Annotated in this window: 10 protein-coding genes; all 10 read right to left on the bottom strand. The window is 66.9% G+C overall.

The window, feature by feature from the left end:
• Nucleotide 1: 1 nt before the first annotated feature.
• The 10 genes from SMD14_RS08410 to SMD14_RS08365 all read right to left on the bottom strand — a co-directional run bounded on the left by SMD14_RS08410 (nucleotide 2) and on the right by SMD14_RS08365 (nucleotide 13,365).
• Nucleotides 2-745: an energy-coupling factor transporter transmembrane component T gene (locus SMD14_RS08410; RefSeq protein ID WP_157238464.1), complete on the bottom strand. Its 744-nt coding sequence runs from the start codon at nucleotides 743-745 to the stop codon at nucleotides 2-4.
• Between the two features lie 8 nt (nucleotides 746-753).
• Nucleotides 754-1,572, bottom strand: coding sequence for an ECF transporter S component (locus SMD14_RS08405; RefSeq protein ID WP_157238465.1), 819 nt, complete (start codon nucleotides 1,570-1,572; stop codon nucleotides 754-756).
• Nucleotides 1,573-1,734: 162 nt separating this feature from the next.
• On the bottom strand, nucleotides 1,735-2,760 hold the full coding sequence (locus tag SMD14_RS08400) for a nucleoside hydrolase (protein ID WP_321215967.1): 1,026 nt from the start codon (nucleotides 2,758-2,760) through the stop codon (nucleotides 1,735-1,737).
• An 8-nt stretch (nucleotides 2,761-2,768) separates the two neighbouring features.
• Nucleotides 2,769-3,746 (bottom strand): aldo/keto reductase, encoded by a 978-nt coding sequence (locus tag SMD14_RS08395; RefSeq protein WP_321215966.1) that lies wholly within the window; start codon nucleotides 3,744-3,746, stop codon nucleotides 2,769-2,771.
• A 9-nt stretch (nucleotides 3,747-3,755) separates the two neighbouring features.
• Complete coding sequence (locus SMD14_RS08390) at nucleotides 3,756-4,316, bottom strand: hypothetical protein (protein ID WP_157238467.1); 561 nt, start codon at nucleotides 4,314-4,316, stop codon at nucleotides 3,756-3,758.
• Nucleotides 4,313-4,930, bottom strand: a complete 618-nt coding sequence (locus SMD14_RS08385) for a DUF402 domain-containing protein (protein ID WP_321215965.1) — start codon at nucleotides 4,928-4,930, stop codon at nucleotides 4,313-4,315. The genes SMD14_RS08390 and SMD14_RS08385 overlap by 4 nt, the downstream gene beginning before the upstream one ends.
• Nucleotides 4,927-6,900 carry a 1-deoxy-D-xylulose-5-phosphate synthase gene (gene dxs, locus SMD14_RS08380; RefSeq protein WP_321215964.1) on the bottom strand — a complete coding sequence of 658 codons (1,974 nt, stop codon included), beginning with the start codon at nucleotides 6,898-6,900 and terminating at the stop codon, nucleotides 4,927-4,929. The genes SMD14_RS08385 and dxs overlap by 4 nt, the downstream gene beginning before the upstream one ends.
• A gap of 127 nt (nucleotides 6,901-7,027) precedes the next feature.
• On the bottom strand, nucleotides 7,028-9,853 hold the full coding sequence (locus tag SMD14_RS08375) for an aconitate hydratase (RefSeq protein WP_157238469.1): 2,826 nt from the start codon (nucleotides 9,851-9,853) through the stop codon (nucleotides 7,028-7,030).
• 165 nt (nucleotides 9,854-10,018) lie between these two features.
• Complete coding sequence (locus tag SMD14_RS08370; protein ID WP_321215963.1) at nucleotides 10,019-11,389, bottom strand: TRAM domain-containing protein; 1,371 nt, start codon at nucleotides 11,387-11,389, stop codon at nucleotides 10,019-10,021.
• Nucleotides 11,389-13,365 carry an APC family permease gene (locus tag SMD14_RS08365; RefSeq protein WP_321215962.1) on the bottom strand — a complete coding sequence of 659 codons (1,977 nt, stop codon included), beginning with the start codon at nucleotides 13,363-13,365 and terminating at the stop codon, nucleotides 11,389-11,391. The genes SMD14_RS08370 and SMD14_RS08365 overlap by 1 nt, the downstream gene beginning before the upstream one ends.
• Between the last annotated feature and the right edge of the window lie 102 nt (nucleotides 13,366-13,467).

Genomic DNA, 13,467 nt, shown 5'->3' with positions numbered 1-13,467 from the left:
CCTAGGTCCCCTCCGCGGCAAGCCAGAGCCGGGCACCGACCGCCGCTGCGGCGGCCACCAGCAGGACAACCCGGAGCACGCGCTGGAGTCGGGAATCCGGTACAACGCGGTAGCTGGTCCGGGGTCCCGGGTTGCTGAAGCCGCGGGACTCCAGCGCCGCTGCACGGGTTCCGGCGTCCTCGACCAGGGACAGGACCAGCGGGACCGCCTGGCGGCGGAAGGCCGCCACGCGGTGCAGGAGTCCGCGCCGGATCACCAGGCCGCGGGATTCCTGGGCCTGCCGGATCCCCTCCGCCCTGGAGGTGATGGCCGGCAGCAGGGTGAGGGTGGACGCCAGCACGAAAGCGAACCGGCCCTGGACGCCGCGTGCGGACAACGCCGCCACCAGGTCCGGAACACTGACACTAAAGGAGAACACCAGGAGCGCAAGGATTACCGCTCCCAGCTGTGCCGCCCGTTCCACGGCGAAGGAAAGCCCCTCCGCGGTGACGCGGGCCGGCCCCCACTGCGCCAGGACGGTCCGGCCCTCGGGAAAGAACAGCCCATGCAGGACCAGCAGGGACAGCCCCAGCGGGAGCAGGACAGCCGCGGCGGCCGGGAGCATCCTGCGCGCCGTACCCGCGCGGGCCGACACGACGGCGGCCGCCGCCACGACGGCGAGGGACAGCGGCAAACTGGCTGCCGCCGTCGTAATGGCCGCCGTACTGCCGGCGGCTGCCAGCGAGGTGAGCGGGTGGAGGCGCATCAGACTGGTCAGGAACCCTGTTCCGGCATCTTGCCGGCCAGCACGCGGTGCCGGCGGATGAACGGGAACTGCAGCCGCGCGCGGCGCGGAAGCGCGTACGCCAGGATGGCCACCACGGTGAACACAATCGCTTTGTCCATGGGGTCGGAGATGAGCGCCTGTTTGGTGATGGCGGCCAGGAGGGTGTCGCCCATGGCGCGGAAGGCACTGACGATGGCACCGGTGGCCACGCCGGACGTGCCGCCAAAGACGAAGGCCGCCACCGGCGCGGACACCACGCCGCCGATGATGCCGGTGACGAACCCTGCCACGGGGGCGAGGTAGAAGCGGCGGAACATTCCATGGCGGGCGGCGAGGCCGGCAAGGCAGCCGATCAGTGCGGCCCCGGCGGCGAACGGCAGCACGGTGGGATTGAAGAAGGACCAGACAATGCTGCTCAGTGCACCGGTCGCCGCGCCTGCCGCCGGGCCGGCCAGCACCGCGATGAGGACCGTGCCGATGGTGTCAAGGTAGAACGGGACCAGGGTGCTGCCTACGAACTGGCCCAACACAATGTTCAGCACCAGCGCCACGGGGATCAGCACCACGGTGGAGGCCGGCAGCGTGGGCAGGACGGCGACAATCAGCAGCACGGCGCCGACGAGGAAGCCGGAAAGGGCGATCAGGGCGGACGCGCTGCCTGGTCCCCCGGTGATGTCTGCAGGCTGGTTCAGCACCAGGTAGACGTAGGTGCCGGCGATGGCCAGGGCGCCGAGGATTTCCAGCAGCCGGCGCCTGCGGGCAGCGGCGGGCGCCGGGGACGGCAACGTCAGGGAGTGCGATGACATGGAGGTTCCTTCAGGGTGCGGGGCGCGGGTGACCCGGAGTTCCCGGGCCGGGCGGAGCGCCGCCTATGTCACCTCGGCAGCAGCCGGCGGCGTGTGGCCGGGCCGGACGCGAACCATTCTACCGCGGCAGTTTTGCGCGGCCCAGCGAGGTTTCGGGGGCGCTCAGCCCAGTCGCCGGGCCATGCTCCCGACGGCGGACACCAGTTCCCGGAAGGCGGCTTCGGGCTGATTTGCCGTCACCACCCTGGCATTGGGCGGAATGCCCCACAGTCCCCGGAAGTCCGCCACGGTGGTGCCCATCAGGAGCGGAGACCCGGTCTCGACGTCGACGGTGGCGGGCAGTGCCTGGAACTCCAGGGTGCCCGCGGCCACGCCAGCGGCAAAGAAGTCGTGGACATGGGCCAGATATCCCTGGTCATAGTGGCGGTGGAATTCGAAGTAGAACCGCAGGGCATCGGACAGGTGCCTGATGAGCTTGTTGTCCGAGGTGCTGCGCTGTCCTTCGGGCTGGCCGGGCAGCACCAGCTCGGGAACTGTCGCGCCGGCCGCCTCGGCCAGCTGCTGGACGTGCGCCGGGTGCAGCTCGATCCGCTCAGTGGTGTCCAGCGAGCAGACCACCGGCAGTTTCTCCGGCGGCTGCCCGCGGAAGGCGGCATAGACTTCCTTGGCCGCGTGGGGATCCACGTGCGTGTTCCACTCCGCCGTGGGCGTGGTGTTGCCCTGGTGGTAGAAGCTTCCGCCCATGATCACAACCTTTGCCAACAGCTCGGGCAGCCTGGGTTCCTGTCGCAGGGCCAGCGCGAAGTTGGTCAGGGGCGCGGTGATCAGGGCCGTGAGCTCCCCCGGCCGCTTGCGTGCGTGGTCAACCCACAGATCGACGGCGTGGCGCGCCGACACAGCGCCGGCCGGTTCCGGCAGGACCGCGTACCCGATGCCCTGCGGGCCGTGCGTTTCCGGGGTGGTCAGCAGCGGTATGGCCAGTGGTCCGCGCGCGCCGACGGCCACTTCCACACCGGGGCGTCCGCAGAGTTCCAGCAGTGCCAGGGTGTTGCGGGCCACCTGGTCCGCGTCCACATTTCCAGGGGTGGCCGTGACCGAGACGAACTCGGTGTCCGGGAGGGCGGCAAGGTACGCGAGTGCCAGGGCGTCGTCGATGCCGGTGTCCACATCCAGCAGGAAGGCGGCCATGTCGTTTCCTAGAAGAGCGCCACCTTGGGCGCTGCGGGGAAGATATCGTCCAGCTCGGCAAGGTCCTTGTCAGAAGGAACCCAGTCCGCTGCTTCCGCGTTCTGGCGCACCTGCTCAGGCCGGGTGGCCCCGGCGATGACGCTGGCCACCGAGGGCTGGGCGGCCAGCCAGGAGAACGCAACCTGGACTTCGTTCAGGCCGCGGTCCCCGGCGAAGCGGCTGAACCTGTCCAGCTGGTCCCAGTCGGCGTCGTGGACGAGGTGCGTGCGGGTGTGGCTGAGCCTGGAGCCCTCCGGAGCATGGCCGGGCGAGTACTTGCCGGTCAGCAGGCCGTTGGCGAGGGGGAAGTAGGGCAGGACGCCCAGTCCGAACTCCTCGGCGGCCGGGGTCACCTCGAGTTCGGCCCGGCGGTCCAGGAGATTGTAGTGGTTCTGGGTGGAGATGAACCGCGCGCCGCCGAGTTCGCGGGCGACGTACTCGGCCTGGGCGATCTGCCAGCCGGCGCGGTTGGAGTGCCCGAGGTAGCGGACCTTGCCGCTGGTGACGAGCGTGTCCAGCGCGGACAGGGTTTCGTCAATGGGGGTCAGCGGATCCGGGGTGTGGAACTGGTAGAGGTCGATCCAGTCGGTGCCCAGCCGCCGCAGCGACGCCTCCACTGCCTGGATGATGTAGCGGCGGGAGCCTCGGGCGCCGAAGTCCGGCCCGCTGGCGCCTTTCATGTCCATGCCGAACTTGGTGGCAAGGACGACGTCGGGGCGCCGGCTGCCGAGGGCCCTGCCCAGCATCGTTTCGCTGAGGCCGGGTTCCCGGCCATAGGTGTCTGCGACGTCGAACAGGGTGATTCCGGCGTCGAGTGCGGCGTGGACGACGGCGTCCGTGGCTTCCTGGGATTCGGTGACGGTGTTGGCGCGGCCAAGGTTGTTGCAGCCCAGGCCCACGGTGGAGACGGTCAGGCCGGATTTGCCGACGCGGCGGTACGCGGTCACGGGATGCTCCTAAAGGCTGAAGCCGGTGGCGGGTTTGGCTGAGTGCTTGAGCTTGAAGTGCTCGGGTTCGTTGTACGGGGCGGCCCCGATGCTCAGCTTGGTGAAGTCCAGGTCCTCGCCGCGGGTGCAGACCTTGATGGCGTTGACGGCCTTGTTCACGTCGGGGCAGAGGCAGAAGATGTTCAGCTTGTAATCCGTGAACCCGGAACGCTCCACGGTTCCCAGTCCACGCCAGGCGAGGTGGCTGATGAGGGCGTCCGTTGCCTTCTCTTCGAGGTAGCGGTCCCGGTCTGTGCCTTCCCTGGTTTTGAGTGCGAACTGGGCTACCACCCAGAACTGCTCCTCGTCGGGGATTTCGGCGTAGCCGTCCTCGGCGCACTGGGCCGCGAAGGCGTCCAGGAGCCCCTCGGCTGCCTCCGCATCGGGCACGTCGGTCTCTTCCGTTTTGCTCTGGTGCCCCACCGCGCCGTAGTTCATGACGAACTGGCTGTAGTCCCCGTCATACCAGGCCTCCCGGAAGTGGAGGGTGCCCTCGTCGTCGCGCTTGTAGACCCTGACAATTCCGCTCATTTTCGTCCCTCTGTGAACCATGCGACGTCAGTGCCGTCGAACGGAGCCTGTTGCGCCTTGACGGCATGGTAAAGCTGGTCTGCGGCATTCTGGATGTCCGCCACCAGCCGGTCCGGGTAATGCATGGAGATACTGTGCTCGGCGAACTCGTCCTGGTCGTCGATGAACACGCCGCGGTCTTCGGTGCGGATGACATCCAGGTCCATGTCGATCACATGGAACTCGGTGACGGCGGGCCGGATGACTGTCCACTCGTGGCCCACAGCCAAGTCCACGTACACCCGGACCTGGTTCGGGTGTACGTCATCGTAGAACGTGGCAACCCAGTCGCCGGAGCGCGGAACCAGCAGCACGGCGTCGGATTTGGTGTAGAACGCCGCACCGGGCCTGGAGCAGAACTCATTGGTTCCCTGGAAGATCCACCACCCATGTTCGTCTTCGCCCAGGTAGCGCCCCGGCACCACCCAGTGCGCCTTGCCGTTCCATTTCCTGTTCCTGGCCACTACCAGCTGGCCAGGCTTCAGCCCGGCGGGAACCCGGGTGGTGGTGGTGTGCATGGGCCGCCCGGACTCCCCCACTGCACCCGGGTACTTCAGTGCGTCTTCTTCCCTCACAGAATCGGAAGGCTGCCGGTGGTGGGGTGCTGCTGGCCGGGCAACGGACGGGCAAACGGGACCTTTGTCCCGAGAACCTGCGCGACGACGTCGTGCGTGATCTGCTGGGCCGTCAGGCCCACGCGTTCGAGGATCTGCCCGCGGGTGCCGTGGTCCAGGAATTCGACCGGCAGGCCCACCTCGTTCAGGGCGGTGTCCACGCCTGATGCGCGCATTTCCTGGCGGATCCGTGAGCCGACGCCGCCGGCACGGACGCCGTCCTCGATGCAGATGACCAGGCGGTGGTGGGACGCCAGTGCAACAATGGAGCGCGGCACGGGCAGGACCCAGCGCGGGTCCACCACCGTGGTGCTGATGCCTTGCGCGCCAAGCCGGTTGGCCACATCCAGCGCGAGTTCGGACATGGCGCCCACACTGATGATCAGGACATCGTTCTCGGTTGAGCCGCTGGGCCTGCGGGCCAGCACGTCCACGCCGTCGCTGAGGCGTTCCAGCGCTTCCACTTCGGCGCCAACGGAGCCTTTGGAGAAGCGGACCACCGTGGGGGCGTCGCTGACCGCCACTGCCTCGCGGAGTTCCTCGCGCAGCCTGGTGGAGTCGCGAGGCGCGGCCAGGTGGAGGCCGGGAACGATCTGGACCATGGCCATGTCCCACATGCCGTGGTGGCTGGCGCCGTCCGGCCCGGTGACCCCGGCGCGGTCCAGGACGATCGTGACGCCTGCCTTGTGAAGGGCAACGTCCATCAGGAGCTGGTCGAAGGCGCGGTTGAGGAAGGTGGCGTAGACGGCGACCACCGGATGCAGGCCGCCGAACGCCATGCCGGCGGCGGAGGTGAGGGCATGCTGTTCGGCGATTCCGACGTCGATCACCCGGTCCGGGTGCCGGGCAGCGAACTTGTGCAGCCCCACGGGGATGAGCATCGCGCCGGTAATGCCCACGACGTCCTTCCGCTCATCCGCGATGGCGGCGATCTCGTCGGCAAATACAGACGTCCAGGACTGTGCCCCGGCAGTTCCGGTGGGCTCGCCGGTTTCGGGGTCGATGATGCCGACGGCGTGGAACTGGTCAGCCTCGTGGGCTCGTGCCGGGGCGTAGCCGTGGCCCTTTTCGGTCATGGCATGGACAATCACCGGGCCGGCGTAGTGCCTGGCCGTGGCGAGGGCGTGCTCCATCGCCTGAAGGTTGTGGCCGTCCACCGGGCCGATGTACTTCATGCCCAGGTCCTCGAACATCCCCTGCGGCGCCCACCAGTCCTTGATGCCCTTCTTCATGGCGTGCAGGCTCTTGTAGGTGAACTGGCCCACGGGTCCACCGCTCTGCAGCTTCTTCTTCCACCAGTCCAGCGCCCGTTCGTAGGCGGGGGTGGCGCGGAAGGAGTCAATGGTGGGGCGCAGCGAGGCCAGGTAGTCCGCGAAGCCGCCCACGGTGGGAGCATAGGACCTGCCGTTGTCATTGACCACAATGACAACGCGGCGCTTCTTGTCTGCGGCGATGTTGTTGATGGCTTCCCAGGCCATGCCGCCGGTCAGGGCACCGTCGCCCACGACGGCGACGACGTGCCGGTCGCCTTCGCCGGTCAGCTGCCGGGCGCGCGAGATGCCGTCGGCCCAGGACAGCGAGGAGGAGGCGTGCGAGCTCTCCACGATGTCATGTGCGGACTCCGCGCGGGACGGGTAGCCGGAGAGGCCGCCCTCCTGGCGCAGGGTGCTGAAGTCCTGGCGCCCCGTCAGGAGCTTGTGGACGTACGACTGGTGGCCGGTGTCAAAAACGATGCTGTCACGCGGCGAATCGAAGATGCGGTGCACGGCCAGCGTCAGTTCCACCACGCCGAGGTTTGGTCCGAGGTGGCCGCCTGTCTGGGAGACGTTCGTGATCAGGAACTCCCTGATCTCCGAAGCCAACTCTTTTAGCTGTTCTTCGGACAACTCGTTCAGGTCCTGCGGATTCCGGATGGTGTCCAAGATTCCCAATGACCCCTCCTTCGGATGGTAGACGTGCCGTTTAACTCTAACGCGTCGGCTCAAATGCAAAGCCGAAGCCCCGGCTGGTCGGTGACCGGCCGGGGCTTCGGGAGGTGGTGCCTGCTGGCGGAACCCGCTAGTTGGCGGAGATCTGGCGCAGCACGTACTGCAGGATGCCGCCGTTGCGGTAGTAGTCCGCTTCACCCGGGGTATCGATGCGCAGGACGGCGTCGAACGACGTCGAGGTGCCGTCCTCGGCAGTTGCGGTGACCTTGAGGGTCTTGGGCGTGGTGCCCTCGTTCAGGGCGGTGACGCCCTCAACCGAGAACGTCTCCGTACCGGAAAGGCCCAGGGTTGCAGCGGACTCGCCGGCCGGGAACTGCAGCGGCAGGACGCCCATGCCGATGAGGTTGGAGCGGTGGATGCGCTCGTAGCTCTCGGCGATGACGGCCTTGACGCCCAGCAGGGCGGTACCCTTTGCAGCCCAGTCGCGGGAGGAACCGGAACCGTATTCCTTGCCGGCCAGGACCACCAGCGGGGTGCCGGCCGCCTGGTAGTTCTGCGCGGCGTCATAGACGTAGGCCTGCGGGCCGCCCTCCTGGGTGAAGTCGCGGGTGAAGCCACCCTCGACGCCGTCCAGGATCTGGTTCTTGATGCGGATGTTTGCGAACGTTCCGCGGATCATCACCTCGTGGTTGCCGCGGCGGGAACCGTAGGAGTTGAAGTCCTTGCGCTCCACGCCGTTGGCCAGCAGGTACTGGCCGGCAGGGGTGTCGGACTTGAACGATCCGGCCGGGGAGATGTGGTCGGTGGTGACCGAATCGCCCAGCTTCAGGAGCACGCGGGCGCCCGTGATGTCCTTGACCGGCTCCGGCTTCGCCTGCATGCCCTCGAAGTACGGGGGCTTCCGGACGTAAGTGGAGTTCGGATCCCAGGCGAAGGTATCGCCGGCGGGAGTGTCGAGCGCCTTCCAGCGGTGGTCGCCTTCGAATACGCCTTCGTAGCCCCTGGCGAACATGTCCTTGTCGATCGAGGAATCGATGACCTGCTGGACCTCAACCGGGTTGGGCCAGATGTCCCTGAGGAAGACGTCGTTGCCGGCCTGGTCCTTGCCCAGGGCGTCGGTTTCGAAGTCGAAGTCCATGGAACCGGCCAGGGCGTAGGCGATGACCAGCGGCGGGGAGGCCAGGTAGTTCATCTTGACGTCCGGGTTGATGCGGCCTTCGAAGTTGCGGTTGCCCGAGAGGACAGCAGCAACGGCGAGGTCGTTGGCCTGGATGGCTTCCGACACTTCAGCTTCCAGCGGGCCGGAGTTGCCGATGCAGGTAGCACAGCCGTAGCCCACGATGTAGAAGCCGAGCTTCTCCAGGTAGGGCGTCAGGCCGGACTTCTCGTAGTAGTCGGTGACAACCTTCGAGCCGGGGGCGACGGAGGTCTTGACCCACGGCTTGGAGGTCAGGCCCTTGTCCACGGCGTTGCGCGCCAGTACCGCGGCGGCCAGCATGACCGACGGGTTGGACGTGTTGGTGCAGGACGTGATGGAGGCGATGGTGACTGCACCGTGGTCCAGCTCGAACTCGCGGCCGTCAGCCGTCTTGACCGGTACAGGCTGGGAGATGCGGCCCGCTGCCCCGTGGCCTGCCGAGTACTTCGGGGGCTCCCGGTCGGTGTCGGAGATGTGAGTGGCGCCGGCCGTGAAGGAGGGCGAATCGGAGGCCGGGAAGGACTCCTCCAGCGATTCGTCCAGGGTACCGGCGTTGGCATCGTGGGAAACGTAGTTCTTGAGGTCGTGGCGGAACTCGTCCTTGGCCTCGGTCAGTTCGATGCGGTCCTGCGGGCGCTTGGGGCCTGCGATGGACGGAACAACCGTGGACAGGTCCAGTTCCAGGTACTCGGAGAACTTGATGTCGCGGGAAGGATCGTGCCAGAGGCCCTGTTCCTTCGCGTAAGCCTCCACGAGGGCAACGTTCTGCTCCGAGCGGCCGGTAAGGCGCAGGTAGTCCAGGGTGACGTCGTCGATCGGGAACATGGCCGCGGTGGAACCGAACTCGGGGCTCATGTTGCCGATGGTGGCGCGGTTGGCCAGCGGCACAGCGGCCACGCCTTCGCCGTAGAACTCCACGAACTTGCCCACCACGCCGTGCTTGCGGAGCATCTCGGTGATGGTCAGCACCACGTCGGTAGCCGTGGCGCCCGCCGGGATGGATCCGCTCAGCTTGAAGCCCACAACACGCGGGATCAGCATGGAGACGGGCTGGCCCAGCATGGCGGCCTCGGCTTCGATGCCGCCGACGCCCCAGCCGAGCACGCCCAGGCCGTTGACCATGGTGGTGTGCGAGTCGGTGCCCACGCAGGTATCCGGGTACGCACGGAGCGCGCCGTCCACTTCGCGGGTCATGACGGTGCGTGCCAGGTATTCGATGTTGACCTGGTGGACGATGCCGGTTCCCGGGGGAACCACCTTGAAGTCGTCGAATGCGGTCTGGCCCCAGCGCAGGAACTGGTAACGCTCCCCGTTGCGCTGGTATTCGATCTCCATGTTGCGCTCCAGTGCGCCGGAGTTGCCGAAGGCATCGATCTGGACCGAGTGGTCAATGACCATCTCGGCGGGCGCCAGGGGGTTCACCCGCTTGGGGTCGCCGCCCAGTTCCTTGACCGCTTCACGCATTGTCGCCAGGTCCACCACGCAGGGGACGCCGGTGAAGTCCTGCATGATCACGCGTGCAGGCGTGAACTGGATTTCTGTATCGGGCTGGGCGTTGGGATCCCAGCCTGCCAAGGCGCGGACGTGATCGGCAGTGATGTTCGCGCCGTCCTCGGTCCTCAACAGGTTTTCAAGCAATACCTTGAGGCTGAACGGAAGGTTTTCTGCACCTTCAACGGAGTTCAACCGGAAAATTTCGTATTCGGTTCCGGCTACATTAAGTTTGCCTTTTGAACCGAAGCTGTCCACAGTGCTCATCGCAGGACTCCTCTCGCAACAGTTTCATCTTTGTCGCGCGGTTGACCGCCTGCTAGTTAGGAAGCCCTAATTAGTTTCGGGCCCGAAAATTGCACACGGCCGGCCGTGATTACGGAGCGCGACGTGGGACTACTACGGCCATCGTAGTCGAAAACCGCAGTGGCATCACGGAAGGGGCGCCAGCAGCGCCACTGTCTCCAGGTGGTGGGTATGGGGGTAGAGATCGAAGGCCCGGAGGCCTGACAGCCCCCATCCCGCCTGGCGGAAGTACCCCACGTCCCGGGCGAACGACGCCGGATCACAGGACACGTAGGCAATGGCGCGGGGGCTGGCCTCAACAAGCTGGCTCACCACTGCCTTCCCTGCCCCCGCCCGTGGCGGGTCCAGGACCAGGGCGTCAAAACTCCGCGGTTTCTGGCGGAGCACGCGCTCCACCCTGCCCTGGACGATCTCCACCTGGGGCGCCCCGTGCAGGCTCTTCCGTGCATCCCGGCTGGTTCCGGCGGCACCTTCCACGGACAGGACGGATCCTGTCTCCCCCACCGCGTCAGCCAGGACTGCGGTGAAGAGCCCGGCTCCCGCGTAGAGGTCGGCAACAACGGCCCCGGGGTGGAGGAAGCCCCCGCCGCGGAGGAATTCTGTGACAGCCCCCACAAGGGTCCCGGGCGCGTCGCGGTGGATCTGCCAGAACCCTGCGCCGGTGACCCGGTAGTCGTGCCCGGCCGCTGATTCCTGCACCCACGTGCGGCCGCGAAGCTGCTGCACGGCCTCGGTAGCGGGGTCGAAAGTGGCTACGGACACCTCGCCGGGCAACTGGGCTGCGATGGCGCTAAGCCGCTTGGGCTTGGTTCCCGGACCTGGCGCCAGCAGCACCAGCGGACGGGAACCGTTGGCCGGGGCTGCCACTTCCACGCGCTCGATGCCCTGCAAATCGATGTCCCAGAGGCGCAGGTTGTTGATTGCCTCCGAAGCGAGCGGCATCTCCCGGACCGGAACGATGTGCGTGGAACGGTGTGCGTGCATGCCCAGCTTGCCGCCGGGGGTGACCGAAAAGCCCGCGCGCGTGCGCCACCCAAGGCCGTCCCCGCCGTCGGCCGTTCCGCCCACGGCTTCCACGCTCCCGGCGTCCGCGGGCAGCTGGTCGACGCCGGCGAGCCGCCTGAGCTGTTCGGCAAGCACTTCCGCTTTGAGGCTGCGCTGGCGGGCAAGGGTGATGTGGCCGAACTCGGCTCCGCCCACCGGGGGGTGTCCGTGGCTCCAGGCCCGCGCTGAGTCGGCCAGGTGCCAGAAGTGGTCCGCGCGGTCCGGAGAGGCTTCAAGGACCTCGACGACGTCCGCCCGCCAGAATTTGGCCTTTTCCTCCGCATCCGTCAGCCGCACCCGCACCTTTTCCCCCGGAATGCCGTGCCTGACGAAAATCACCCGGCCCTCGTGCCTGGCAACGCAGTGGCCGCCGTGGGCCACCGGGCCGACGTCGAGCACTACTTCCCTGCCTGCTTCTCCGGTCAGGGGCGGCTGTGTTTCGGTGTTTGCCATTATTGGACGTCCTGCAGGTTTTTCGCTTCTTCGGATGATTTCAACTGCCAGGGGACGCTCGCCACCATGACGCCGGGTTCAAAGTGCAGCCGGGTCTTGATGCGCAGGGCCGTCTGGTTGTGGACCAATTGCTCCCACCACTTGCCTACAACGTATTCGGGGATGTAGACCACGATCAGGTCGCGGGGGGAATCCTTCCGCATGTGTTTGACGTACTCCATGATGGGCGTGACCGTCTCCCGGTACGGACTGGCCAGCACGGTCAGCGGCACCGGAATCTCGAGCTTTTCCCAGTCAGCCACGGTCTGCGCGGTTTCTTCGGCATCGATGTCCACTGTCACCGCATCAAGCCGGGACGGCCGGGAGGCCCTGGCGTACGCCAGCGCCCGCAGCACGGGCTTGCGCACATGGGACACCAGCAGGACGGCGTGCACCCTGGTGGGAAGGGCGCGCGGCGAAGAGTCCTCGTCCACGGCCAGTTCCCTGGCCACGTTGTCGTAGTGCGCCCTGATGCTCCACATGATGAGGAACAGGATGACCATGGCGAGCAGGGCAATCCAGGCGCCCTGCTCGAATTTGGTGACCAGCACGATGACCAGGACCGTGGCCGTCATGCCGAAGCCGATGCTGTTGATGACGCGGGACTTGGCCATCCGGCGCCGGACTGCCTTGTCCTTGGCCAGCTTGAGCTGCCGGCCCCAGTGCCGGATCATCCCCAGCTGGCTGGCGGTGAATGAGATGAAGACACCCACGATGTAGAGCTGGATGAGCTTGGTGACGTCCGCGTTGAAGGCGATGATCAGTACCAGCGCGCCTGCGGCGAGGGCCAGGACGCCATTGCTGAAGGCCAGCCTGTCACCCCTGGTGCGCAGCTGCCGCGGCAGGTAGCCGTCCTGGGCGAGGATGGAGCCCAGCACCGGAAAGCCGTTGAAGGCGGTGTTGGCGGCAAACACCAGGATCACGCCGGTGGCGGCCACCACGATGTAGAACGGTATGGATCCCGGGCCGAAGATGGTCTGGGCGATCTGGCTGATGGCAGGGTTCTGGATGTACCCCTCCGGCAGGGGGTTGCCGTTGAGCAGGAACTCGGTGGCCGGGTCCAGGACGATGTGCACCTTGGTGGCGTTGGCCAGGTAGATGATGCCCGCCAGCATGGTGGCGCCGATGACGCCCAGCAGCAGCAGGGTGGTGGCGGCGTTCTTGCTCTTCGGCGGGCGGAAGTTGGGCACTCCGTTGCTGATGGCTTCGACGCCGGTGAGCGCCGCGGCGCCCGAGGAAAAGGCCCGCAGCAGCAGGAAGGCGCCGGCGAGGCCCACAAGGCCCTCGTCGAAACCGGGGGCCGGGACGATCGTGAAGGCAGCGGAGGGCGCCTGGCCCAGCTGCCCGGTTGCCGCCTGGAACAGTCCCACCGCCGTCATGCCCAGGATGGATGCCATAAAAATGTAGGTGGGGATGGCGAAGAGGGTGCCGGCCTCTTTGATTCCGCGCAGGTTCACCAGGGCAAGGATGACGACGCCGACAGTGGCTATTGCGGCCTGGTTGCCGTGCAGCGACGGGACGGCGGTGGTGAGGTACGTGGCGGCGGAGGAGATGGACACCGCGACGGTCAGGACGTAGTCAACCAGCAGCGCAGAGGCCACGGTGAGGCCTGCGTACCTGCCCAGGTTCTCACCGGCGATCTCGTAGTCGCCGCCGCCGGAAGGATAGGCGTGCACGTTCTGCCGGTAGGAGGCCACCACCGTCAGCAGGACCACCATCACCGCCACGCCCACCCACGGCGAGAACGCCACCGCACTGACGCCCGCCAGCGCCAGCGTCAGCAGGATCTCGTCCGGGGCATAGGCTACGGAGGAAAGTGCGTCGGAGGCGAAGACCGGAAGTGCGATCCGCTTGGGAAGCAGCGTATGGGCCAGCCGGTCATTTCGAAATGGCCGGCCCACCAGCACACGCTTGACGGCGTTCAATATTGTCAACACCCCACAAAGCTAGTCTGATTCCCGGACGATGTCATGACGGACCGGGGACAACGGGAGCCGGCACGCTGGCGGTAGAGTTCTAGCAGCAGGACCTTGACAGGA

It is taken from the genome of Pseudarthrobacter oxydans, from assembly GCF_034258515.1.
Taxonomy (GTDB): domain Bacteria; phylum Actinomycetota; class Actinomycetes; order Actinomycetales; family Micrococcaceae; genus Arthrobacter.
Note: the sequence above shows the minus strand (reverse complement) of the source record. Positions and strands in the feature narration are given on the sequence as shown.